This is a genomic window from Streptomyces agglomeratus (assembly GCF_001746415.1).
Taxonomy (GTDB): domain Bacteria; phylum Actinomycetota; class Actinomycetes; order Streptomycetales; family Streptomycetaceae; genus Streptomyces; species Streptomyces agglomeratus.
In genome coordinates this window covers 2,761,130-2,784,505 of record NZ_MEHJ01000001.1, presented here as the reverse complement: position 1 = coordinate 2,784,505, position 23,376 = coordinate 2,761,130, and the positions used below count along the sequence as shown (strand labels likewise).

Here is a 23,376-nt window from a genome sequence, read left to right as displayed (position 1 = left end):
GGCGTTCTCGTGTGACCGGTCGTCACCTCGGCCACGTGAGCAGACGAGTCAAGCAAGAATGCGAGCACCGGTGCAGAAAAAGCGGCCTCGGGGCGATAGCGGTATTGGCGAGCGGACCGAACGCACCGTACGGGTACGCAGCCGGCTGGTCGCCGGCGTGGCCGTCGTCGGCGTCACCGTCCTCGCGGCCGGTACCCCCGCCATCCTCAGCGCCTCCTCCGAACTCTCCGAGTCCCAGCGCCTGGTCACCCTCGCCGAACTGAACCGGCAGGCAGTCACCCTCGCCCACTCCCTCGCCGACGAACGCGACGACGTCACCGCGTTCATCGCCGCCGGACGCGGCGGCGGCGAAGAGGCCGGCGCCGGGGCGGACGACGGGGACAGCGGCAAAGACACCGGGCTCTCGGCGAGCCGCAGCGCCCGTGTCGACCGCCAGATGGACGAGATAGAGCCCGCGGCCCCGGCCGCCCTGCGCCGCGACCTCGCCAGGATCCCCGGCATCCGCCGGGACGCCCTCACCGGCAAGGGCACCGCGCTGGAGGCCCACAAGGCGTACACCGGGGCGATCGAGAAGCTCCAGGACCTCGCCGACGAGCTCGCCGACAAGACCCCTCCGCGCGCCGCCGAGGCCACCCGCGCCCCGGCCTCGCTCGGGCACGCCACCGAGCAGGCGGCCGCGACCCGCGGACTGCTGCTCGCCGCCCTCTCGGTGCCGCGCGAGAGCACCGGCAACCGCGTCGACCCCGTCACCGGGCTCCTGGTGCCCGTCCCGGAGGACCCGGACTCCGAGAGCGTGCGCGCCCGTAACGCGCTCACCGCCGCGGCCCAGCAGTCGCGTGTGCGCGAACTCGCCGCGCTCGCCGACTTCGACCAGGCCGCCGGGCACACCGCCCGCGAGTCCCTCAAGACCACCGTCACCGGACCCGAGGTCAAGACCGCCGAGCAGTTCCTCGCGCGCCTCACCGACCAGCCCCAGCTCTCCGACGCGGAGCTCGGCACCGACCGCGCCAAGGCCGAGGCAGCGCTGTCGGCCCGTATCAACCTGATGCGCGGCGTCGAGTCCTCCCTCGGCTCGGCGCAGGTCAACCGGCTCTCCCAGCTCCGCGACGACGACGTCACGGAGCTGGAGATCCGCATCGCCCTGGCCGGCGCCTGCCTGCTGTTCGCCGTCGGCGTCAGCACAGCAGTCGCCCGTACGCTCACCCGCCCGCTGGCCGTACTGCGCCTCGGCGCCGCGCGCCTGGCCGCCGAACCGGAGCCCGGTGGCGAGGCCGTCGAACCGGTGCGCTTCAACGGCCGGAACGACGAGTTCGCCCAGGTCGTACGCTCCCTCAACACCCTCCACGCCCGGCTCGCCGAGGTCGGCGCCCGCGCGGAGAAGCTGTCCGGTGACCGTACGCACCTGATCGGCCAGCGCGAGACCCTCGCCACCCAGCGCGCCGAACTCCAGGAGCAGGTCGCCGAAACCGCCGCGCGGCTGGAGCGGATGCGCCACACCGTCCACTCCACCTTCGTCAACCTCTCGCTGCGCACGCTGGGCGTCGTCGAGCGCCAGCTCGGCGTGATCGAGAGCCTGGAGGAGCGCGAGCAGGACCCGGAGCGCCTCGCGACCCTCTTCAAGCTCGACCACATGGCTACTGTCATGCGCCGCCACGGCGAGAACCTGCTGGTCCTGGCCGGTACGGAGCACGGCCAGGGACAGCAGGGCCCGGTGCCGCTCGTCGACGTGCTGCGCGCCGCCGTCAGTGAGATCGAGCGGTACGAGCGGGTGGCGATCCAGTCCATTCCGCCGCACGCCCAGGTCGCGGGCTTCGCCGCCAACGACCTCAGCCACCTTCTCGCCGAACTGCTGGAGAACGCCACCTCGTTCTCCCCGCCGGACGCGAAGGTCGAGCTGTCCGGCTGGCTCCTGGAGAGCGGCGAGGTCATGCTCTCCGTCCAGGACGAGGGCATCGGCGTACCGCCGGACCGGCTCACCGAGCTGAACGCGCGGCTCGCCGAACCCGCTTCGCACGAGCCGGGCGACGGCACCGACGGCGGCATCGGCCTGCACGTGGCCGCGCTGCTGGCGGCCCGGCACGGCGTACGGGTGACACTGCGCGAGCAGAAGCAGGGTGGCGTCGCCGCTGTCGTCGTACTGCCCGACGCCCTCCTGCCCTCCGCCCCGCCGATGGCCGCGCCGCCCGCAGTGCCGGTGGCGGGGGACGCGCCCACGCTGAACCTGCCGGGATCGGTCGCCGAGGCCAACTCCAATGCTCTGCCCGGACGTTCGGCGCTCGACGATCCGCTGCGGGAGGGCCGGAAGGACCCGCTCGTGGAGGCGGCCGAGCGGACGATCCGTGAGGACGTGGAGCAGTCGGAGCAGGACGCCCGGCCCGAGGCCGAGGCCGAGGTCGAGCCCGAGGTGGAGCCGGCGGCCGACGACGCGCCCGAGGCGCAGGCCGAGCGGGCCGAAGCGGCGGACGGTGGCACCGAAGCCACCGGAGCCACCTCAGCCACCGGAGCCTCCGCAGCCGGCGAAGCCACCGAAGTCACCCGGCCCGCCGTGCCCGCCGCTGCGACGCCGACCGTGCCCGACCCCTACGCCATCGGCCCCGACGCACATGAACGCGCCGCGGACGGGAACGCGGACACCGGGGCGCCGGTCGACGAACCGACGTGGACCATGCGGCTGCCCCAGCAGTCCACGGCGCCCGCGGGCGAGATGGACGCCGACTCGGAGGTGGCCGCCCGTAGTGCCGACGACACCGACGCCGCCGCCGAGGCCGGAACAGCCGCATCGGTCACCCCCGCCACGACCAGGATCGAGCCCGTCACCGACAAGGGGCTGCCCAAGCGCACCCCCAAGGTCGTCAAGTCCGGCCCGGCGGAGCCCGCCGAGCGCTCCGGCAGCGTCGACGCCGACGCCCTGCGGCGTCGGCTCGGTGGCTTCCACCAGGGCGCGATCAAGGGCCGCCGCGATGTCGAGGCGGAGATCTCGGCCAGCGAGGACCGCACAGACACAGAAGAAGTCACCGATCCAGAGACAGAAACCAAGGGGGACACAGTTGAGGAGGCACGCAGTTGACTGCGTCCAGCACGTTCGGGCTGAGTAGCGAAGCCCGCAATCTCCATTGGCTGTTGAGCAACCTCGTGGACGAGGTGCCGGGTCTCCTCTCGGTCGCCGTCGTCTCGTCCGACGGGCTGCTCCTCCTGTCCTCCGACCCGGAGCAGAACCTCGGACCGGCCACCCCCGCCGTCCGCCAGGACGGCCCGAAGGGTTCGAGCGCCGACCTCGCGACCATCGTCTCGGGACTCGCCAGCCTCACCCAGGGCGCGGCGAAGCTGATGGACGGCGGCGGCGTCAAGCAGACGATGATCGCGATGGAGTCGGGCAGCGTCTTCGTGATGTCGATCAGCGACGGCTCGCTGCTCGGCGTGCACGGCTCGCCGGACTGCGACATGAGCGTCGTGGCGTACCACATGGCGCTCTTCGTCGGCCGTGCCGGCCACGTCCTCACCCCCGAACTCCGCAGTGAGCTGCGCAAATCGTTGGAGAGCGCCCTGTGACGCCGTCCACCACCGCCAAACTTCCGGTACGGGGCGACGGCCGCAGGCCCGCCCGCGTACGCCCGTACTCGCTCACCGGCGGCCGTACCCGCTTCACGCACGTCCTGCTCGTCGAGACCTTCGTGGCGGCGATCGAGGCGGCCGAGGAGCGGCGCGAGCTGACCAACGGCGGCCTCCAGACCCGTGTCATGCCGGAGATGCGCGCCATCGTCGAGCTGTGCCGCCGTATGCGTACGGTCGCGGAGATCTCCGCACTGCTGAAGATGCCGCTGGGCGTGGTCCGCGTGCTCCTCAGCGACTTGGCCGACCAGGGAAAGATCCGTGTGTACGGGACCGGGCACACGCCCGGCCAGCCGAACCGCGCGCTGCTCGAAAGGGTGCTGAGTGGACTCCGTCGTCTCTGAGACCGAGACCTTCCCCGCCCGCACCGGGCACACGTCCGCGATCCCGTCGCAGCCCGGGGCGCCCCTGCCGGAGCAGCACGGGCTGCCGGCCCTCCCGCCGCAGGCGGACGAAGGCGCCCGGGACTGGCAGACCGACCGCACCCGGGCCCCCATAGCCACCAAGATCGTGGTCGCGGGCGGCTTCGGCGTCGGCAAGACCACGTTCGTGGGCTCCGTCTCGGAGATCACCCCGCTCCAGACCGAGGCGGTGATGACCACCGCCAGCGAGGAGACCGACGACCTCTCCGCGACGCCCGACAAGACCACGACGACCGTCGCGATGGACTTCGGCCGCGTCACGCTCGACGACGACCTCGTGCTGTACGTCTTCGGCACGCCCGGCCAGCAGCGGTTCTGGTTCATGTGGGACGACCTGGTGCGCGGCGCGATCGGCGCGGTCGTCATGGCCGACACGCGCCGGCTGTCCGACTGCTTCCCCGCGCTCGACTACTTCGAGAGCTGCGGGCTGCCGTACATCGTCGCCGTGAACCACTTCGAGGGAACGACGGCGTACGAGGCCGACGACGTCAGGGAAGCCCTGACCGTGCCGCCGCACGTACCGGTTGTGATCATGGACGCGCGCAAGCGGATCACGGTGGTCGAGTCGCTGCTCGCCCTCGTCGGCCACGCGCTCGCCGTCACGCCCGAATAGCGCCGCACCCCCGAACAGCTACTCAACGGAGAACCCCGCCATGCGGAAGATACTCATAGTCGGAGCCGGTCAGTCCGGTCTCCAGCTCGCCCTCGGACTCCAGACCCGTGGGTACGAGGTCACCCTGATGTCGAACCGCACGGCGGACGAGATCCGGTCGGGCCGGGTCATGTCGACGCAGTGCATGTTCCACACCGCCCTCCAGCACGAGCGCGACCTCCAGATCAACTTCTGGGAGTCGCAGGCCCCGAAGATCGAGGGCCTGGGCGTCTCCGTCGCAGCCCCGGACTCGTCCCGCGCCGTCGACTGGGTCGGCAAGCTCGACGGCTACGCCCAGTCCGTCGACCAGCGCGTGAAGATGGCCGGCTGGATGGAGACGTTCGCGCAGCGCGGCGGCCAGCTCGTCATCCACGGCGCGGCCGTCTCCGACCTCGACTACTTCTCCCGTACGTACGACCTGGTCATGGTGTCGGCCGGCAAGGGCGAGCTGGTCTCGATGTTCGGGCGCGACGCGTCCCGTTCGCCGTACGACGCCCCGCAGCGCGCTCTCGCCGTGGCGTACGTCCACGGGCTCGGCCCGCGCCCCGAGCACCCCGACTTCGAGGCGGTCCGCTGCAACCTGGTGCCCGGCGTCGGCGAACTCTTCGTCATGCCGACCCTCACCACCTCCGGCCGCGCGGACATCCTCTTCTGGGAGGGCGTCCCGGGCGGCCCGGTGGACGCGTTCAAGGGCGTCAAGGACCCGGCGGAGCACCTGTCGCTCACGCTGGAACTGATGGAGAAGTTCCTGCCCTGGGAGTACGCGCGCGCGACGAAGGTCGAACTGACCGACGCCAACGCGACCCTGGCGGGCCGGTACGCCCCGACGGTGCGCAACCCCATCGGCCGGCTGCCGTCCGGCGGCCTCGTCCTGGGCGTCGCCGACGTGGTCGTAGCGAACGACCCCATCACCGGGCAGGGCTCCAACTCGGCGTCGAAGTGTGCCGCGTCGTACCTCTCGTCGATCACGTCGCACGGTGACCAGCCGTTCGACGAGGCGTGGATGCGGTCGACGTTCGACCGGTACTGGGACACCGCGCAGCACGTCACCAAGTGGACCAACGCCATGCTGGGCGTCCCGCCGGAGCACGTCCTGAACCTGATCGGCGCGGCGGGCGGCCTCCAGCCGGTCGCCGACCGCTTCGCGAACGGGTTCAACGACCCGGCGGACTTCGAGAACTTCTTCTACGACCCGGAGAAGACGAACGCCTACCTGGCCTCGGTCGCCGGCGCCTGAAGGGCTTCTGACCAGCGGCTGGGTAGTCGTCATTGGTCGTTGCCGGCTGTTGCCGGCCGGTCACGGACGGCCCACAGGCGGCCCGGCCGTGAGTGACTGCGGCTGTTGATGTGAGTCCTAGCGGCAAAGACCCCCAGCCTCTATCGGCTGGGGGTCTTTGCGCTGGTGGGGCGCGGTTGGTTCCGGACCGCCGACATCCGCCTTGTAAGTTCGCCCAGGCGCGTCGCCAGCCTCACTTAATTAGAGGCCATCTCATTTGGTCAATTGTGTCTGACGGCCCGAAGGGCGCCCGCGACATCGGAGAACCCGCAACGTATCCTGAGATGGAGGGCTTCCTGTCAGAGGGCCGCGGGTTGAAGCAAGCCGGCGGGGTGCAGCAGAGCAGCAGTCGTTTTGGGCGGTCGCGCCCGAGAAAAAGACCTGACCGTCTTCGCGAGCAGTATCCCACGCTAGGAGCATCGGTATGCCTGGCAGCGAATCCGGCGACCGTGTCATTCTCTTCGCAGACAAGAACTTCCTCGGCCTGGGCCAGTTCCTCGCCGAAGGGTTCTATGATTCATCGGACTTGAGCATCGGAAACGACGTCATTTGTTCCGTCAAGGTGCCCTCGGGTTTGGTGGTGCGCCTCTATGAACACTGGCACTTCCAGGGTGGCCATCTGGACGTCGATCAAGATGCCCCGGATCTCGGTGGGTGGGCAAGGACAGCAAGTTCGGCCGTCGTCTACAAAACGTCCGATCCTCCTCCCGAGATCAGAAAGATCGTTCTCTACGAAGGTCCGCAAATGGCTGGTGCGGCTCGGGTCGTCGGGCCGTACAATTTTCCTTTCGAGGAAACGCGCCCCCAAGTCCCGCTTGGTTCTGCACTCATCCCGGATGGAATGGTCCTTCGAGTCTATCCAGAAGTAGTATTCAGCCCACCCCTCGACTTCACGGACTACTTCAGTGACATCATGAACTTGGGTCCCCAAGGCGCCGAGAATTACTCATGGAAGGCATACAAGCAGCCCGGTGGGGATCCTTAGGGGCGCCGAGTGGACCGCCGCCCGGCTCGTTATTGGCCGCAGTGGCGGATGGCTAACAGATGGTTGCGGGCGTGATCAGAGTGTGGGAACAAGGCAGCTCGTGAACCCTTGGGCGCGCAGCCGCTCGTAAGCCGCCGTGACTGAATGGGGGAATTCCTGTCGGATCATGAACCCTTGTTCTGGGTAGATCAGCAGGCGCTGCTGAGCACCGACGAGCATGTCCACCACTGACGAGAAGTACGGCGGCGCGTGACGGGCCGCTGACCGGCCATCTGACCCAGGGTGGCGAAGACCCCGGCCCCCTTTGGGCCGGGGGTCTTCTCACGGGCCCGGTCGTCCCCGCCCGATGAGGTGCTCGACCTCTCTCGCGGTCCAGTGACCGGCCGCACCTGGGCAGTTCGCCACGTAGCTCGCGATCGTCGCTCCGTCGAACCCGCCCGCGCCGAGCAGCCCCGTGGCCAGGTAACGGACGTAGGCGGCGGAGGGCTTGACCCACGGGACGTCGTTGACGCCCCAGGGGGCCGTGAAAGTGAGGGCGGGTACGCCGTCCACCGTGCCGGGGCAGATGAGCGTTTCGTAGCGCCCGGCTCCGAGCACGGCCCTGCCGCTGCTGAGAACGCCGCTCAGGTCGAGGTCCACGCCCGGTTCCCGGTACATCTCCTGGGCCGCGATGTCCGAGAACTGCTCCACGGTGACCAGGTGGGCCCGCGCGAGAACCCGCCCGCCGGCCTCGGGGTCGTAAAACGCCCGCCCGCCGGCCCACACCGGAGACCGCGTGGCGAAGTAGAGGGCGCCGTCCAGCCGCACCGGGACGGATGCCGCCGGAGGGCGCCGGTCCCGGCAGCCCGGGTACGTCCGGGAGGCTCCAGGTGGGCGTCCGCCGGCGAGGTAGAACGTCAGACGGTCCAGGTGGGTGTTGGAGCCGTAGGACGTGTACCAGACGTGACGCGGCTCGGCGCCGTCGCGGCGCGCCGTGTCGATGACGCGGGTGCTGACCACTGCCTTCCCGTACCCCCGAGGCGCCGTCCCTCCGCATGCCCCGCCGGCTGCCGGCCTGTCCTCAGGTCCCGGACGGGCCGGATCATCCGGCAACCGGGGCCGCCTGCGACGCGTAACCCGCGTCCGAGCCCGCCGAGGCACCGCGCGGAAGCTTCGGCGGGGTGTAGGACGACAGGGGCTTGAGCCTCGGGTCCGGGCGGACGGCGCCCAGCACGGGGTTGGCCGCGATGGGTGAGACCTTCACGCGGGCGCCGGGGCGCGGCGCCTGTACGACCAGGCCGTCGCCCAGGTAGATCGCCACGTGGGTGGCCTCGGGGAAGTAGACCACCAGGTCACCGGGGCGCAGGTCCGGCAACGCCACCTTCGGCAGCCGCCGCCACTGCTCCTGGCTCGTGCGCGGAATCTCCCGGCCCGCGTGCGCCCACGCCTGCGACGTGAGACCCGAGCAGTCGAAGGAGCCCGGCCCCTCCGCCCCCCACACGTACGGCTTCCCGATCTGCCGTACGGCGTACTCCAGCGCCCGCCCGCCCAGCCGCGACGGCGCCCGCGCGGCGGCCGAGCCGGGGCTGCCGAGCGCGCCCGAGGCGAGCAGGTCGCGCTGGGCGGCGCCGGTTCTGCGCTCCTCCAGCCGCGCCACCTCTTCGAGCTGTTCCTCCGTCAGCGTGGCCAGCAGCTCCTCGACCTCGCCCAGCCGAGCCCGTACCTCGTCGCGCTGTTCCCGCTGCTTCCTGGCGAGCGTCTGCCGCTTGTCGAGCGCCGCGCGCTCCCTGGTCGCCAGTTCGTCCGCCCGCCGCTCACGGCTCTCCAGCCGCGCGATGGCCGCCGCCCGGTCCTCGGCCGCCCGCTGGAGTACGTGGCCGTGCGTCAGCGCGTGCTGCGGGTTTCTGGCCAGCAGCAGCCGCAGGTACGGGGAGAGGCCGGTCGTTCCCTGGTACTGCTCGCGGGCGAGGCGGCCCGCCGCGCCCCGGCTCTCGGCGAGCACGACCCGCGCCCTGGAGAGGCCCGAGGTGACCTTCCTGACCTCGGTGAGCTGCTCCTTGACGGTCTCCTCCGTCGCCTTGTACGTCTCACTGGCCTCCTCGGCCCGCTGGTACAGCTTCTGGAGCTCCGTCAGCAACTGGGGAACGGTCGTCGCCCGCCCGGACAGCGCGGGGGGCGCGGGCGCGGGCGACGGTGGGGAGGGAGGCCGGGGGACCGGGGCGCCCGGTACGGCGGCGGTGGCCGGTACCGGCAGTGCCGTGAGCACTGTGGCGGCGGCCAGCGCCACCGTACAGACGGACTGGGAGAGTCTGCCCGACACGTCATCACCTCCGGTTCGCGGCCGGGCGGTCCGGCCCCTACGTGATGATGTGCGTCACCGCCCGGGCGAGGGGCGGGCTGCTGGGCGGGATGGTCCAACACCATCACCCGTCGAGGGCCAATGAGAACAGCGACCGGCGTGCCTCCCGCGCTCCGGGAACGCGCGGCACGTGTGCCTCCCGCGCCCGGGGACGCCGTGAACGCGGGGCCCGGGTGCCTTCCGCGCCCCGGTGGCCTCAGTCGAGGGGCAGTGCGTAGAAGTTGCGACCGCGCCACAGCACGGCCCGGTTGCCGGAGGTCTGCGCTCGGTACGACGCCCAGGCGTCCTCCGCGCCCGGCGCCGTCACGCCGGAGTCCTGGAACTTCCACAGCCGCCGGCCGTCGCGCGCGCCGATCGCGGTGGCCTGCGTGTCGTTGAGCGCCAGCACGGTGCGGCCGCTGCCGCTGAGGGCGACGCGGGGAGTGGCCCGGCCGGGGTACTCGGTGGCGCGCTTCCACTGCTGGGCGCCGGATGCCGTGTCGACGGCGTACACCTTGTTCGAACCGCTCGGGACGTACAGCGTCTTGCCCGCCACGACGCCGCGGCCGAAGCCGAACGGCGCGTCGTCCGCGGGGCCGGAGGCGTTCCTGAGCTTCCAGAGCTTCTTGCCGCCACGGGTGTCGTACGCCTGAAGCTCTCCCCCCACCGCCGCGTAGAGCCGGCCGGACGGGTCGTCGGTGGCGCCCGCGTCGAGGCGTACGCCGGGCAGGAACTTGCGCCACAGCGTCTTGCCGGTCCTGCGGTCGACGAGGACGAACGCCGACCTGCCCTTCGCGTTCTTCCGCTGGTCCGCGGTGAGGGAGCCGGTGTCCTGGCGGACCAGCAGGCTGTCCGGGCGGGTGCCGACCGCCTCGTAGCGGGGCACCGGGCCGGGCCGCCCGTTCGGCATCTCCGTGCGCCACAGCTCCTTGCGTGCGGCCATGTCGTACGCGAGGAGGTAGGTCCGCGTACGCGTCACCCTGTCCTTCTTCCCGCCCTTTCCGCCCTTGCCGAGGGTCTCGACCCGCCCGGAGAACCAGACGACCGGGCCCTCCGCCGCCACGCGCCCGCCCAGGGTGGCTCTGGTGTCCTTCCGGCCCTTCGTCAGGAGGGCGGCGTGCGGCACGCGGTGCACGGCCCGCCCGTCCTTCGCGGACAGCCAGACGAAGTCGGCTGACGTGACGACGAAGCAGTGGGTGTCGTCGGCGGCCTCGGGGCCGTACTTCGTGCCGGCGGCCTTCTGTTCCCAGACCGGTCGGCCGGTACGCAGATCCAGCGCGGTGGTCGTCTCTTCGCCCGGGATCAGCAGCAGCCGGTCGCCCCACAGGCGGGCGGGCGGGCCGCCGGCGGGGAGCGCGACGGGGTGCTGGTAGTGCCAGAGCGGGTCGGGGGCGACGCCCGGCAGCGCCGTGCGGCGGGCGGCGGGCTTGGGGTCGGCCGTCGGGGGCGGCGGGGCGTCGTCCTCGCCACCGGAGAGGGCCAGCGCTCCGGCCCCGCCCACGACCAGTCCCGCGGCCCCCGCCGCGAGCCCGGCGAACAGGCCACGCCTGCTGAGCCCGCCCAGCCGGCCGCCCAGCACCGCTCCGGCGGGAGCGGTGGGGCGCGTGGGAGCGGAAGGGGTGTGGGGGGTGGGAGGAGTGAGCCGCGTGGGGGCGGGGGCGTACGCGCCCACGGTGGCCGGCGGCAGCGTGAGCGCGGCGGCGGGGTGCGACGAGGAAGGTGACGGCGCGGGGACGAGCGCCGCCGCGCCGCCTGCGCCCGGCGCCTGCCCGGCGGTGTCCCCGGGTGACGGCCCTTCCACGGGGAGTCCGGCCTCGCGTCGTGTCACGAGACGCCGGGTCGCGCCGCTGAGGTCCTCGGTGGATCCGTCCGCGCCGGGCCGGGGCACGCGGCCGAGTTCCTCCGCGGGCGCGTCCGCCCCGCGCCGGGGCACGAGACGCCGCGTCAGCCCACCGGAGACATCCGCCCCCGCGTCGCGGCCGGTCGCGAGGACCTCGCCGCTCCGCCGCACCGCCGACTCCGGCGCCCCGCCCCGCACGGCGCCGGCCGGCGCGACCGCCGGCCGCCCCACCGGTTCGAGGACCGCGGCGCCGCCCACGGTGGCGCCGGCCGGCGGCGGTCCCGGGGGCGTGGTCAGGGGTCCGGGGCGGGCCCACGACGCCTGGGACGCCTGGGTGGCGAGGGCGGTGGTGACCGGGTGCGGGAGCCAGCCGGGCCGCGCCACGGCCGCAGCGCCCTCCAGCGCGAGGTCCGCCGCCAGGGCACCCGAAGCCGGCCGGTCCGCCGGGGACTTGGCGAGGCACCTGGCGATCAGCGCACGCAACTCCTCCGGTACGGCGGCGAGTTCGGGCTCGGCGTGCGCGATGCGGTCGGCGGCGGCGTCCTGCGGGCCCGCCGCCCACGGGATCGCCCCGGTGGCGGCGTACGCCAGGAGCAGTCCGAGGACGAAGATGTCGGACGCGGGGCCCGGCTCCCGGCCCGCCAGCTGCTCCGGGGTCAGGTAGCCCAGGCGTACGGACAGCTGCCCGCCGGGGCCCGCCTCGGCGGCCGCCGCCGCACCCAGCGCGCCGAACGCCGCCAGGCGCGGCCCGTCGGAGGCCAGCAGCACGGTGTCGGCGGCGAGGCCGTGGAGTACGGCGCCGGTGGCGTGCACCCGGGACAGCGTCTCGGCGAGCGCGGCGCCCAGGACGCGTACCGTCCGCTCCGGCAGCGGCCCGGCCAGCGCGACCGCCTCGGCGAGGGTCAGCGCCGGAACGTAGGCGGTCGCCGTCCAGAGAGCCGGGCCGTCGGAGCCGTCCGGGTGTTGGCCGGGGCCGTCAGGGGCGTCCGGGCCGCCGGGTGCGTCCGTACGGGAGCCGAGCGGGGGCTGCACCCAGCCACCGGCCAGCCGTTCGGCCGTCTGCGCCTCCGCCTGGAAGCGGCGGCGGAAGGCGGGCAGGCCGGCCAGCTCCGGCCGGGCCACCGCGACCACGGCCGTGGCGCCGTCGGGGCCGTGCGCCAGGTACTGCACGGCGCTCGCGGTCTCGCGCAGGCGCAACAGCGGGGCGTACGGCCCGATTCGGCGTGGATCGTCCTGACGCAGCGCCTCCAAGGCGCACCCCCTGTGGTAACCGTGGTCACCGTGCCGTGGCCGCTCCTCCGGTCACAGCGGCCACGTCCGGCACAACCGCCGATCTTATGCGGTGCTGTCCGGCTTCGACCAGGGCCACCTGGGCCGTTGACGCTCCCGGCCGCCCGGCGCGTACTCGTACTTCCAGCCGCGCTGGAGCCCGAGCCGCTTGCTGTACCCGGCGGGAACCCGGACGTAGGCGTGCACGGTCGGCGGCCCGCCGTCGTCGTCCGGTACGGGCACCTCGTACCACTTCGGCGGATGTCCGGTCGGCCCGACGAGGACCGGCAGCACCCGCCCGTCCAGGGGGCCGCCCACGAAGGGCGTGTTCTCGCTTCTCACCGGCCCAGTCTCGCAGGGACGGCCGTCGCGGGACGTGCGGCGCCCGCGTGCCCGCCCGGATCACCCGCCGCACACGGGTCAGAGGAGGTGCGTCGCCTCGGCGATCACGGGGATCACCCGCCGCGCCAGCACCCCGGCGGGGCCGTCGGCCGTCTCCGTCGCCAGCGCCGCGCGGGTCACGGCCGCCGTCTGGGGGTCCGTCGCCGCCGTCGCCGTGAGCAGCGCGACGAAGTGGTCGACGAGCCAGTCCCGCAGCTCATCGGCCGGCGGCTGCTTGTCCTCGTCCAGCCAGATGAGCGAGGCCGCCTCGACGGCCGTGATCCAGGTGCGGACCATCATCCGCAGCCGGGGCCCGGCCGTTCCCGCGACGCCGAGATGGGTGAGGATCTGCTCGGCCGCTGCCCGCCGCACCCCGTCGACGGTCGCGGTCGTACGGGAGGTCTCGGCGACGCTGCCGCCCTGGAGCAGCGCGCTGAACCCCGCGTCGTGCTGGTCGACGAAGGCCAGGTAGCGGTCCAGGGCCCGGATGAGCCGCCGGGTGAGCGGCCCGGTCTGCGGTTCGGCGAAGCACAGTTTCAACTCGTCGGCGGCGGAGCCGAGCGCGGCCTCGTACAACTGCTGCTTGCCGCCCGGGAAGTAGCGGTACACAAGCGGCCGGGACACCCCGGCCGCCTCCGCCACGTCGTCCAGCGAGACGTCCTCGGGCGCGCGGTGCGCGAAGAGGGACAGCGCGGCGCCGAGGAGCTGACGGCGACGCTCCTCGACACTGAGTCGGCGGTACGCGGGGGTGGCTGGGGTGGTCGCTGCCGGGGTCATGTCGGCAGCGTAGCCCCCCATTTGACCGATTACGCGAGGAGTCCCGAGCTCTTCCACAGCCGGCGGCCGACGCCCTGGAGCACGCCGATGTCGTCCAGGAAGTCCGTGAGCCGCTTGGCGCCGCTCTGCATGACCTCCGTGCGGTGGCCGCTCGCCTTCACCTGGGCGACGGCCTCCCGGCGGTCGAGGCCGACGTTCTCGTACACCTTCGGGTTGACGAAGCACGTCGAGAAGACGCGGGCGGCCTCACCGCAGCTCACCCGGGTCAGTTCGCGCTCCCAGGCCGGGGCGGTCACCATCTGGCGGCGCAGTTCCTCGCGGGCGTACCGGACGTGGCGCGCCTCCTCGACCACGTGGATGCGGGTCACGCCGCGTACGAGGGTCTGGACGCGCTCGTCCGGGAACGTCAGCCGCTGCATCCAGTCGAGGATCTCCTCGCCGAGGAGCGTCGCCGCGAACGAACCCGGCGTCGTCGAGACGGTCTTCAGGACGCGCGCGAGGTTGTGGTAGAGGCGCGGCACCGGGTACGAGGGGGCGCCGCCCTTCTGGATCATCTTGGCGAACATCATCGAGTGCCGGCACTCGTCGGCGATCTCGGTGAGCGCGTAGCGCACGTGATTGCTGGTCACGGACTTGTCGTAGATGTGCCGGACCAGCAGCTGCATGAGGATGATCTCGAACCAGATGCCGAGCGATGCGAGCGACGCGGCCTCGTGCCTGGCCAGGTCCATGCGCTGCTCCTCGGACATCTTCCGCCACAGCGGGGTGTCGTAGAGCGACACGAGCTCGGGCGGCCAGAACCACTTGCCCTCCTCGACCGGGGCGGCCCAGTCGAGTTCCGTCTCGGGGTCGAAGGAGTGCTTGGCGGACGACTCCAGCAGGCGCTCGGCGACCTGCTCACGGTCCTTGAGGAGGCCGAGTGCGTCCCTGAGTACGTCGCGTTCGGTCACTGTCGTCATGGCGGGGGCACCTCACGAGTGGTGTTCGGGGGTCCGGGGGTCGTCCCCCGGGTGGCTGCTGCCCGGCGGATACGTCTTATGAGACTGCTTGTCAGCAAGGCAGTCAATCCCCCGTGCACGACTTGTTGACCCGTCGTCTACCAACGTGTGAGTCTGCCAATTGTCCGGTGTCTCAAGGGATATGAGTCAGGGAGGCGTCAGTGTCGACGCAGGAGCTCTACACGAATGCCCCGTCGGACCCGCTCTGGCAGGTACCGGCCTCCGGTGCCGCGCGCTTCAGCTGGGAGTACGACGAAGGCCGTGCCCGCCTCCTCGCGCTGTACCAGAAGGGCAAGGACAAACAGTGGGACGGCGCCACCCGCATCGACTGGGACATCGAGGTCGACCCGTACGACCCGCTCGGCACGCCCGACGAGGCACTGAGCCTCTACGGCACGCGGCACTGGGCGAAGATGACCGAGAAGGACAAGGGCGACCTGCGCCGGCACTACTCCTCCTGGCAGTTCAGCCAGTTCCTGCACGGTGAGCAGGGCGCGATGGTGTGCGCGGCCCGGATCGTCGAGTCGGTCCCCGATCTCGACGCGAAGCTGTACTCCGCGACGCAGACCATGGACGAGGCCAGGCACGCGGAGATATACAGCCGCTTCCTCCACGAGAAGGTCGGGATGCTCTACCCGGTCAACGACAGCCTCCAGGGCCTGCTGGGCGACACCCTCCGCGACTCCCGCTGGGACATGCCGTACCTCGGCATGCAGGTCCTCATCGAGGGCCTCGCACTCGCCGCGTTCGGCATGATCCGTGACACCACGGACAAGCCGCTGCCCAAGCAGATCCTCGCGTACGTCATGCAGGACGAGGCCCGGCACGTGGCCTTCGGCCGGATGGCGCTGCGCGACTACTACAAGGAGCTGTCCGACGCCGAACTGCGCGAGCGCGAGGAGTTCGTCATCGAGGGCTGCTACCTCATGCGCGACCGGCTGCGCGGCGTGGAGGTGCTGGAGAACTTCGGCATCCCCCGGCAGGAGGCGCAGGAGCTCTCCGAGCAGTCCGAGTTCCTGCACCTCTTCCGCAAGCTCCTCTTCAGCCGCATCGTGCCGTGCGTCAAGGACATCGGGCTGTGGGGCGAGCGGTTGCAGAGGGCGTACCTCGACATGGGGGTGTTCGAGATGGGCGACTCCAGTCTGGATCTCCTCATGACCCAGGACGAGGAGATCGCGGAAGCGCTGGACCGGCAGCGCTTCGAGGCCGAGGACGCGGCGCGGGTAGCGGAGATAGAGAAGGCGATGGCCGACGGCGCGGCCTGAACGGGCGCCCGTGGCCGGGGGATCGGGCGGCGCGGGCGTGCGCGCGTACGTGAAGTAGCGTTCCCAGCATGAGCATGCCGCCGCCCCAGCAGCCCCCCAGCCCGTACGGGCCCCCGCAGCAGCCGAATCCGTACGGTGGGCAGCCGTACCCGCAGCCGCAGCAGCCGCAGTTTCCGCAGCAGCAGTCGTACCCGGGCCAGCCCCATCCGCCGCAGCAGTACCCCGGCCAGGGCGGATGGGGGCAGCCCCCGATGGGGCAGCCCGCGATGGGGCAGCCCCCGATGATGCCGCCGCCGCGCAAGAGCGGGGCCGGCAAGGTGATCGCGATCGTCGCCGCCTGCCTGGTGGGCATCGGGCTCATCGGGTTCGTCGTGCCCCGCGTTCTCGAGGCCAACGCCGTGACCACCGGTGCCGGCTTCCCGGCGGCGAAGTACAGGCTCACCGTGCCCAAGACCATGCTGGACGGCGAGTTCAAGCTGGCGCAGGACCTGTCGCAGACCAAGGGCAAGGAGGCGCTGGCCGGGACGTACGACTCGAAGATCCGCAATCCCCGGCCGGTCGTCGGCCAGTACACGTCCGGTACGCCGGCCGAGCTCGGCGTGCTGGTCATCTCGGGGATGTACGGGCAGTTCAAGGACCCCGAGAGCGCCCGCGCGAAGATGATGGCGGGCGCCGAGGAAGGTGAGGGCGCCGCTGTGGCCGTTCCGGCCAAGGACGTCACCCCGGCAGGTTCCGGCATCACGCTGACCTGCCAGGTGCTCACCTCGACGCAGAGCGGGGCCACGGTGACCATGCCGATGTGCGCCTGGGCGGACGAGAACACGGGCGCCTCGGTTGCCGTCGTCACCCCCGAGACCTCGAAGCAGGACCCCGCGTCCGTGGACCTCGAAAAGATCGCCGAGACGACACTCAAGGTGCGCGAGGAATCACGGCAGCCGATCGGCTGATCACGCCGGAGCGCCGCCGGGGGGCGGGAACGGCGTACGCAGCGTGAAGGCATCGGGCGTCGGGCCCTGTTCGCGCAGGCGCACGAGCGCCTTCTCGGCGTCCGCCACCGTCGGACGGCGGCCCGCCTCCACCCACCACAGCGCCGTCATCGCCTCCTTGACGCGCTCGAACCACTCGTTGCGGCGGCCGAGCAGTTCCCGGTGCCGCCCCTGGTACATGAAGGCGGTCAGGGCGTCGGTGTCGCGCCACACCGACATGTTCACGATCAGCCAGTCGTCCCCGAAGATCCGCAGGTCCGTCGCGTCGCCCCCGTCGCTCTGCAACCGCCACACGAACCCGTTGGCGCTGTCGGCGGCCGCGTTCACCGGGTCGAGGGCGTCCACGAAGTCCTTCAGCTCGGGCGAGTCGAGCGGGAACTTGAGGCGGGATATGTTGACTTGGGCGAGTTCGTAGGCGGGGCCGGCTGCGGGTTCGGTAGTCATGGCCCGCACCATAAAGGCGTACGAGCGGCGCACTCCGGCCGTTTCGCCGACTGAGACGGCGGCGGTTCGGCGGCGGGTCAGTCGGCCAGCGCCGCCCGCATCACCGCCCGCGCGATCGGCGCCGCGCTGCCGCCGCCGCTGATGTCCGCCCGGTCCGCCGACGCGTCCTCCACGACGACCGCCACAGCGACCGCCGGCTGGCTGTCGCCGTCCTCGTGCGCCCAGGAGATGAACCAGGCGTACGGCGTACCCGTGTTGTCGGTCCCGTGCTGCGCCGTGCCCGTCTTGCCGCCCACCCGGACGCCCGGGATCGCCGCGTTCGTGCCCGTCCCGTTCTCCACCACGTCGACCATCATCTGCTGGAGCTGGGTGGCGGTGGACGGGTTCATCGCCTGGTGCAGGGACTTCGGGCTGTACTGCGAGGCGACGTCGCCGTCCGCGTCCGTCGTCCTGTCCACCAGGTACGGGGACTTGAGCTCGCCGCCGTTGGCCACCGCGGCGGCCACCATCGCCATCTGGAGCGGTGTCGCCCTCGTGTCGTACTGGCCGATGGAGGACAGGGCGAGCTGGTCGGCGGTCATGCTGGTGTCGAAACTGCTCGCGGACACCCGGGACGGGACCCTCAGGCCGTCGTCGTTGAAACCGAACTTCTGCACCGTGTCGAGCATTCCGGCCATGCCCACCCGCACGCCCAGCTCCGCCATCACCGTGTTGCACGAGACCCGGATCGCGTACTCCAGCGACGCGTCCCGGCAGCCGCTCGCCTCGTTGGGCAGGGTGGTGCTGGTGCCGGGCAGGACGTACGGCTCCGGGGTCTTCGTCGGGGCGCCGATGTCCGTCACCACCTCGGTGTCGAGCGCCGCCGCAGCCGTCACGATCTTGAAGGTGGACCCCGGCGGGTACGTCTGCCGGATCGCCCGGTTGAGCATCGGCTGACTCGGCGAGCCGTTCAGCCGCGCCCACGCGTCCGTGACCCGCCGCCCCGTCCCGGAGATCTGCTCGGGGTCGTACGACGGGCTGCTGACCAGGGCGAGGATCTTCCCCGTCGACGGCTCGACCGCGGCGACGGCGCCCTTCCTGCCGCCCAGCCCGCTGTACGCCGCCCGCTGCACCGCGCCCCTGATCGTCGTCACGGCGTTGCCGCCCGGCTGGCGCGAGCGCGTGATCTCGTTCCACAGGGGGAGCGGGGCGAGCAGCGGGTCGGTGCCGGAGAGGACGTCGTCCTCGGCGTTCTCGACGAAGGTCGTGCCGTACGTCTGGGAGGCGTAGCCGGTGACGGGCGCGTACAACGGTCCGTGCAGATACGTTCTTTCGTACCGGAGCTGCTCGCCGCTGTCCCTGGACCCGGTGACCGGCTTCCCGTCCACGACGATGTTGCCGCGCTTCTGCTCGTAACGGCCGATCGTCTTACGCCGGTTGGCGGGATTGTCGTCAAGCGATTCCGCCTGGAAGACCTGGACGCGGGCGGCGTTCAGCAACAGCGCGACGAGCAGCAGCAGACAGAACCCGGCCGCCCGTCTGATGTAGCGGATCACTGGTCGACCTCCACGATGGGCGCGATGACGCCGGTCTCGACGTGCTCGGGCTGTGGACGGCGGGCCGAGTCGCTGACCCGCATCAGCAGCGCCACGATGATCCAGTTGGTCACGACGGACGAGCCGCCCTGCGCGAGGAACGGCATCGCCATGCCGGTCAGCGGGATCAGCCCCATGACACCGCCCGCGATCACGAAGACCTGGAGCGCGAGGATGGAGGCGAGGCCGATCGAGAGCAGCCGCCCGAACGGGTCGCGCAGCGCGAGGCCCGCCCGGTAACCGCGGGCGACGAGCAGGGCGTACAGCAGGAAGATCGCTGTGAGTCCGGACAGGCCGAGCTCCTCGCCCGCCGTCGCCAGGATGAAATCGGACTTGGCGGCGAAGCCGATGAGGACGGACTGGCCCGCGCCGAGCCCCGCGCCGAGCATGCCGCCCGCGGCGAAGGCGAAGAGCGACTGGGCGAGCTGGCCGGGGCCCTGGCCGGCGTCGATGGAGGCGAAGGGGTGCAGCCAGTCCTGGACGCGGCTGTGGACGTGCGGTTCGAGCGAGCCGACGACGAACGCGCCGACCGCCGCGAGGAGCAGGCCGACGGCGATCCAGCCGGTGCGGCCGGTCGCGACGTACAGCAGGATCACGAAGAGGCCGAAGAAGAGAAGTGAGGTGCCGAGGTCGCGTTCCAGGACCAGTACGCCGACGCTGAGCAGCCAGATCGCGACGATCGGACCGAGCACGCGGCCGGTGGGGAGCTGGAGCTTCCAGATCTTGCGGCCGGTGTAGGCGAGGGCGTTGCGGTTCGCGGCGAGGTAGGCGGCGAAGAAGACGGCGAGCAGGATCTTCGCGAACTCGCCCGGCTGGAAGGAGAAGCCGCCGACGCGGATCCAGATCTTCGCGCCGTTGATGGCGGGGAAGAAGATCGGCACCGTCATCAGGACCAGGGCGGCGGCGACCGAGAGGTAGGCGTAGCGCTGGAGGACGCGGTGGTCGCGGAGCAGGACCACGACGCCGATGAAGAGCGCCACGCCGAGGGTGGACCAGATGAGCTGGGTGGGGGCCGCCTGGTCCTTCGGCGTTTCGAGGTCCAGGCGGTAGATCAGCACCAGGCCGAGGCCGTTGAGGAGGACCGCGATGGGCAGCAGCAGCGGGTCGGCGTACGGGGCGCGGAAGCGGACCGCGAGGTGGGCGAGGAGGGCGAGGACGCCGAGGCCCGCGCCGTAGCCCGCGGCGTCGGGGGGCACTGCGCCGTTCTTGGTGAGGCCCACGTCGATGTAGCCGAACACGGCGATGAGGACGGCGCCGACGAGGAGCGAGAATTCCACGCCGCGCCGCTTGGGCAGGCGTACCTCGGGCGGGGGAGCGTCCACCGTCGTTGCGGTCATGTCAGGCAACGTAGCAAGCGAGCGGGCCGTATGTACGTATATGTCGGCTCACGCCCGAGGAGTTCGCGTGGGTGCGGCGAACCCTCCGGGCGTGAGCGGTGCGCGGTGACGGCCGGTCAGCACCAGCGCGGGGCGGCGCCGATGTTCGCGATGTAGTGCGCCGAGCCCCAGGCCCAGGTGCCGTCGGTCAGCAGGTACCAGCGGTCGTTCCCGTGCACGCTGCCGCCGCGGGTCTTGCAGAAGATGTGGACGATCGCGCCGTACGGCTTGCTGCCGATGACCCGGCTGCTGCGGGTGGGCTTGTCGCGCAGCAGCAGCCCGGACCTGGCTATGACGCGCCCCTTGTACGTGTGGGACGTCTCGGTCGGGGGCTGCACGGGTTCCGCCGCCGCCAGCGCGGGGCTCGCCGCGGTGAGTGCGGCGAGGGCGCCGGCGGCTGCGTACAGGCCGAGCCTGGGGAGCGGAGACCGGGGGAGCAGGGGCATGTTGGCTCCTGACGGGGTGAGCGGCCTTCGCCGCGGCGAAGGGCGGCGGGGGACTCCGGTCCGTGACGAACCGGTCCTCGACTCGCCCGATTCACACTAATTTCGACACTGACTGATCGCAATCCGTCACTCTGCGTGTGCCGGGCCGTCCGGGTGCGCCGGGCTCGCGCCGTCTGCCGCGTCCTGCGGCACCTCCGGCAGCCTCAGCGTCGCGACGGCCCCGCCGTCCGGCGCGTTCGCGAAGGTGAGTTCCGCGCCGATGGCCTCCGCCTGCCCCACGGCGATCGTCAGGCCCAGACCGTGCCCCTTGCCGCCGCTGTGCGGCTCGGTCCTGAACCGCTGCGGGCCGTGCCGCACGAGGTACTCGGGGAAGCCGTCGCCGTGATCGCGTACGGTCACTACAGGCCCGTCCACGGTCAGGACGACCGGCTCGCGGCCGTGCTGGTGCGCGTTGCCGATCAGATTGCCCAGGACCCGTTCCAGTCGCCGCCGGTCGGTCTCCACGCAGGCGTCCCGTACGATCCGGACCTCCGTCGGTACCCCCGGCCCCCGTCCCGGACCCCGCGCCACCCGCTCGGCGAGCGGTGCGATCCGGTGCGCCTCCGGGCTGATCTGCTCGCTGCCCGCGTCGAGCCGCGAGATCTCCAGCAGGTCCTCGGTCAGCAGCCGCATCGCCCGCACCCGGTCCTGGACGAGCTGGGTGGGCCGGCCGGGCGGCAGCAGCTCCGCAGCGGCGTGCAGACCGGTCAGCGGGGTGCGCAGTTCGTGGGCCACGTCGGCGGTGAACCGCTGCTCGCTCTGGAGCTTTCCCTGGAGGGTCGCGGCCATCGCGTCCAGGGCGCCGGCGACCGTGGCCACCTCGTCCTCGGGGCGCGAAGGGTCCTTCGTACGCGGGTCGTTGACACGCGCGTCGAGGTCGCCCGCGCTGATCCGGCGGGCCACCCCGGCGGTCTGGTGCAGGCGGCGGGTCACCCGGGTGACGGCGAAGACGCCGACGAGCAGCGTCGCGGAGATGGCGAGGAGCGACGAGCCGACGATGGCCCGGTCCAGGCCCATGATCGTGGCGACGCCCTGGCTGTAGTCGATCTCGGCGGCCATGGCGCGCCGGCCGGCCGGCGCCGCCGCCCACATCGTGGGGCGGCCGTCGTGCTCGCTGACGAGCGTCCCGTGCCGGCCGGACAGGGCGAGCTCGCGCAGCGAGCCGGGCAGTCCCTCCGGGTCGATGCCGGTGTCCGGCGGCAGCGGATCACCGGCCTCGTACGCCCGCGTCGCCTCCTCCAGTCGGGTGAGCGCCTTCTCGCGGGCCTGGTTGAGCGTCTGGTGCGTCACGGAGACGTGCACGAGCGCGCCGAGGAGTGCCGCGAGCGCGCAGCACATCACGGTGATGAAGGCCGCGGCCTTCCAGGTGAGGCGCACGGTCCAGGCGGGCAGGCGGGGCTTCACGAGTGCCTCACGGTGTACCGCCCGGCCCGGTGGGGGTGGGCGCGGACGTGGCGGGGGCGGGGTTGGGGTCGGGGGCCGTGTGGGAGTGGGTGTGGGAGGGCAGCGGCTCGCCGCCCTCCTTGTGCACCCGCAGGATCTCGTCGCGCGTGGGCAGCATGGCGTGCTGGTGACCGTCCCAGGACCAGGCCGTCCTGAACTCGTACCCCGGGAGGTTCGAAGGGGCCCGGATGATGAGGTCGCGGCCCGCGAGCGAGACCCCGATGACGGCGTCGCTGGTGCCCATGATGCGGGTCAGCCGGCCCTTCTCGGCCAGGTAGCAGCGCACCACGAGCTGGCCCTTGGGCAGGGAGACGCCGAGGATCAGTTCCGCTTTTCCGTCGCCCGTCAGGTCGCGGTAGTACGCCTTGAGCACCGGGCAGGTCTTCGGCCGTGTGTCGCACGCTTCCAGCTGCCCGGCCGTCTCCTCGTACATCCCGTCGGGCCCGCTGAGAGCGTCCGGGTGGGCCGCCTGCTCCGCCTGGGCGACGGCCACCGGCCGCACCCTGCGCACGTCGTCGCCCGGCACCCTGATCCCGCGCACCGTCTCCGTCTCGCCCTCGCCGTAGTCCACCGGAGGGATGGTGGCGGCAGGGCGGTCGGGCCACAGGCGGGTGGGGCCGACGGCGGTGGGGGTGGGCCCGGCGCTCTCCAGCTCGCCCGCGTCGGCGCAGCCGGTCAGGGCGGGCACGGCCGCCAGCACCGCGGCAGCGGTCAGCAGCAGCAGGGCCGCACGGGCCGGGCGGTGCGCGCTCAAGGCTCCCCTCCCGGCGGGCCGAGGTCGTGCGGTCGTTCCGTAGACCTTGTGTCCGTAAACCTAATGTCCGTAGACCTTATGGCTGTAAACCTTATGTACGAGAAAGCGGCTTTTCTGCTTCGCGGGGCGGCCCGGATCAGCGCTGATACGGGTTCTGCCCGGGCTGAGGTGCCTGGAGGTGGTCCCGGCCGGCGCCGCCACCCTGCGTCTGCGCGGCCTCCAGCTGCTCCGCCTGTTCCCTGCTCACCTGCTGCTGGGTGCCGCAGAAGGTGCACTGGGTCGTGTACTTCGTCGAGAACGGGAACAGGGGGACGAAGAACAGCGTGAACTTGCTGACGCGCTTCTTGAGCGTGTGCGCGGCGGGGTTGCCGCAGTGCCCGCACACGAGGGTGAGTATGGCCAGTTGGTAGAGGTAGCTCTTGGTGCCGAAAATGATCATCGATGGTCCCTCCGTGCCGTGATCAGTGCGTGCCCTGCTGTCGAGTCTGCACCAAGCGGACCGGGAAGGAGCACCGCCCCCGCC

General features: G+C 71.9%; 21 protein-coding genes and 1 pseudogene. 8 read left to right on the top strand and 14 right to left on the bottom strand.

Annotation, left to right across the window (positions count from 1 at the left end; genetic code table 11):
- The first annotated feature begins 70 nt into the window (after positions 1-70).
- The 6 genes from AS594_RS11655 (at position 71) to AS594_RS43895 (ending at position 6,944) form a co-directional block, all read left to right on the top strand.
- Positions 71-3,067 (top strand): sensor histidine kinase, encoded by a 2,997-nt coding sequence (locus AS594_RS11655; RefSeq protein WP_069930452.1) that lies wholly within the window; start codon positions 71-73, stop codon positions 3,065-3,067.
- Complete coding sequence (locus AS594_RS11650) at positions 3,064-3,549, top strand: roadblock/LC7 domain-containing protein (RefSeq protein ID WP_079144661.1); 486 nt, start codon at positions 3,064-3,066, stop codon at positions 3,547-3,549. The genes AS594_RS11655 and AS594_RS11650 overlap by 4 nt, the downstream gene beginning before the upstream one ends.
- Positions 3,546-3,953 (top strand): DUF742 domain-containing protein, encoded by a 408-nt coding sequence (locus AS594_RS11645; protein WP_069926964.1) that lies wholly within the window; start codon positions 3,546-3,548, stop codon positions 3,951-3,953. The genes AS594_RS11650 and AS594_RS11645 overlap by 4 nt, the downstream gene beginning before the upstream one ends.
- Entirely contained in the window at positions 3,934-4,644 is a 711-nt protein-coding gene (locus AS594_RS11640) for a GTP-binding protein (protein WP_079144662.1), read from the top strand. The genes AS594_RS11645 and AS594_RS11640 overlap by 20 nt, the downstream gene beginning before the upstream one ends.
- Positions 4,645-4,684: 40 nt before the next feature.
- The gene (locus AS594_RS11635; RefSeq protein WP_069926963.1) at positions 4,685-5,920 is read left to right on the top strand and encodes a styrene monooxygenase/indole monooxygenase family protein; all 1,236 of its coding nucleotides are present in this window, start codon (positions 4,685-4,687) and stop codon (positions 5,918-5,920) included.
- 463 nt (positions 5,921-6,383) lie between these two features.
- Positions 6,384-6,944 (top strand): hypothetical protein, encoded by a 561-nt coding sequence (locus AS594_RS43895; protein WP_141743773.1) that lies wholly within the window; start codon positions 6,384-6,386, stop codon positions 6,942-6,944.
- A 75-nt stretch (positions 6,945-7,019) separates the two neighbouring features.
- On the opposite strand, the pseudogene AS594_RS46110 reads toward AS594_RS43895, so the two are convergent.
- The 7 genes and pseudogenes from AS594_RS46110 to AS594_RS11605 all read right to left on the bottom strand — a co-directional run.
- Positions 7,020-7,172 (bottom strand): annotated as a pseudogene (locus AS594_RS46110) (YdcF family protein); the annotation flags it as partial.
- Between the two features lie 93 nt (positions 7,173-7,265).
- Positions 7,266-7,943, bottom strand: coding sequence for a histone deacetylase (locus AS594_RS11630; protein ID WP_069926962.1), 678 nt, complete (start codon positions 7,941-7,943; stop codon positions 7,266-7,268).
- 82 nt (positions 7,944-8,025) lie between these two features.
- Positions 8,026-9,243: a C40 family peptidase gene (locus tag AS594_RS11625; RefSeq protein ID WP_069926961.1), complete on the bottom strand. Its 1,218-nt coding sequence runs from the start codon at positions 9,241-9,243 to the stop codon at positions 8,026-8,028.
- A 235-nt stretch (positions 9,244-9,478) separates the two neighbouring features.
- A complete protein-coding gene (locus tag AS594_RS11620; RefSeq protein ID WP_069933004.1) occupies positions 9,479-12,352 on the bottom strand; it encodes an outer membrane protein assembly factor BamB family protein in 2,874 nt (957 codons plus the stop codon).
- Between the two features lie 84 nt (positions 12,353-12,436).
- Positions 12,437-12,712, bottom strand: coding sequence for a hypothetical protein (locus tag AS594_RS11615; RefSeq protein WP_069926959.1), 276 nt, complete (start codon positions 12,710-12,712; stop codon positions 12,437-12,439).
- Between the two features lie 78 nt (positions 12,713-12,790).
- Positions 12,791-13,528: a TetR/AcrR family transcriptional regulator gene (locus tag AS594_RS11610; protein WP_069930451.1), complete on the bottom strand. Its 738-nt coding sequence runs from the start codon at positions 13,526-13,528 to the stop codon at positions 12,791-12,793.
- A gap of 29 nt (positions 13,529-13,557) precedes the next feature.
- Positions 13,558-14,487, bottom strand: coding sequence for an AurF N-oxygenase family protein (locus AS594_RS11605; RefSeq protein WP_069926958.1), 930 nt, complete (start codon positions 14,485-14,487; stop codon positions 13,558-13,560).
- Positions 14,488-14,687: 200 nt separating this feature from the next.
- Here AS594_RS11605 and AS594_RS11600 point away from each other — a divergent pair, with 200 nt between their 5' ends.
- Both AS594_RS11600 and AS594_RS11595 read left to right on the top strand, forming a co-directional pair.
- Positions 14,688-15,791: a ferritin-like domain-containing protein gene (locus AS594_RS11600; RefSeq protein WP_069926957.1), complete on the top strand. Its 1,104-nt coding sequence runs from the start codon at positions 14,688-14,690 to the stop codon at positions 15,789-15,791.
- A 68-nt stretch (positions 15,792-15,859) separates the two neighbouring features.
- A complete protein-coding gene (locus AS594_RS11595; RefSeq protein ID WP_069933005.1) occupies positions 15,860-16,738 on the top strand; it encodes a hypothetical protein in 879 nt (292 codons plus the stop codon).
- Here the strand turns inward: AS594_RS11595 and AS594_RS11590 are convergent, their stop codons facing one another.
- The 7 genes from AS594_RS11590 to AS594_RS11560 all read right to left on the bottom strand — a co-directional run bounded on the left by AS594_RS11590 (position 16,739) and on the right by AS594_RS11560 (position 23,292).
- Positions 16,739-17,221: a DUF3291 domain-containing protein gene (locus AS594_RS11590; protein ID WP_069930450.1), complete on the bottom strand. Its 483-nt coding sequence runs from the start codon at positions 17,219-17,221 to the stop codon at positions 16,739-16,741.
- A gap of 77 nt (positions 17,222-17,298) precedes the next feature.
- Positions 17,299-18,756 (bottom strand): penicillin-binding transpeptidase domain-containing protein, encoded by a 1,458-nt coding sequence (locus tag AS594_RS11585; RefSeq protein ID WP_069926955.1) that lies wholly within the window; start codon positions 18,754-18,756, stop codon positions 17,299-17,301.
- The gene (locus tag AS594_RS11580) at positions 18,753-20,132 is read right to left on the bottom strand and encodes an FtsW/RodA/SpoVE family cell cycle protein (RefSeq protein ID WP_069933006.1); all 1,380 of its coding nucleotides are present in this window, start codon (positions 20,130-20,132) and stop codon (positions 18,753-18,755) included. Before AS594_RS11580 ends, AS594_RS11585 begins: the two co-directional genes overlap by 4 nt.
- A 116-nt stretch (positions 20,133-20,248) precedes the next feature.
- A complete protein-coding gene (locus AS594_RS11575) occupies positions 20,249-20,617 on the bottom strand; it encodes an SH3 domain-containing protein (RefSeq protein WP_069933007.1) in 369 nt (122 codons plus the stop codon).
- 126 nt (positions 20,618-20,743) lie between these two features.
- Positions 20,744-21,994, bottom strand: coding sequence for a sensor histidine kinase (locus AS594_RS11570; RefSeq protein WP_107358110.1), 1,251 nt, complete (start codon positions 21,992-21,994; stop codon positions 20,744-20,746).
- A gap of 73 nt (positions 21,995-22,067) precedes the next feature.
- Positions 22,068-22,853, bottom strand: coding sequence for a hypothetical protein (locus tag AS594_RS11565; RefSeq protein WP_069933008.1), 786 nt, complete (start codon positions 22,851-22,853; stop codon positions 22,068-22,070).
- 136 nt (positions 22,854-22,989) lie between these two features.
- The gene (locus AS594_RS11560) at positions 22,990-23,292 is read right to left on the bottom strand and encodes a zinc-ribbon domain-containing protein (RefSeq protein ID WP_069926950.1); all 303 of its coding nucleotides are present in this window, start codon (positions 23,290-23,292) and stop codon (positions 22,990-22,992) included.
- Between the last annotated feature and the right edge of the window lie 84 nt (positions 23,293-23,376).

Coding starts and splice junctions, on each gene's coding strand:
- AS594_RS11635 (WP_069926963.1), top strand. CDS start 4,685: ATGCGGAAGATACTCATAGTCGGAGCCGGTCAGTCCGGTCTCCAGCTC.
- AS594_RS43895 (WP_141743773.1), top strand. CDS start 6,384: ATGCCTGGCAGCGAATCCGGCGACCGTGTCATTCTCTTCGCAGACAAG.
- AS594_RS11610 (WP_069930451.1), bottom strand. CDS start 13,528: ATGACCCCGGCAGCGACCACCCCAGCCACCCCCGCGTACCGCCGACTC.
- AS594_RS11605 (WP_069926958.1), bottom strand. CDS start 14,487: ATGACGACAGTGACCGAACGCGACGTACTCAGGGACGCACTCGGCCTC.
- AS594_RS11595 (WP_069933005.1), top strand. CDS start 15,860: ATGAGCATGCCGCCGCCCCAGCAGCCCCCCAGCCCGTACGGGCCCCCG.
- AS594_RS11590 (WP_069930450.1), bottom strand. CDS start 17,221: ATGACTACCGAACCCGCAGCCGGCCCCGCCTACGAACTCGCCCAAGTC.
- AS594_RS11580 (WP_069933006.1), bottom strand. CDS start 20,132: ATGACCGCAACGACGGTGGACGCTCCCCCGCCCGAGGTACGCCTGCCC.
- AS594_RS11575 (WP_069933007.1), bottom strand. CDS start 20,617: ATGCCCCTGCTCCCCCGGTCTCCGCTCCCCAGGCTCGGCCTGTACGCA.
- AS594_RS11570 (WP_107358110.1), bottom strand. CDS start 21,994: ATGTGCTGCGCGCTCGCGGCACTCCTCGGCGCGCTCGTGCACGTCTCC.
- AS594_RS11560 (WP_069926950.1), bottom strand. CDS start 23,292: ATGATCATTTTCGGCACCAAGAGCTACCTCTACCAACTGGCCATACTC.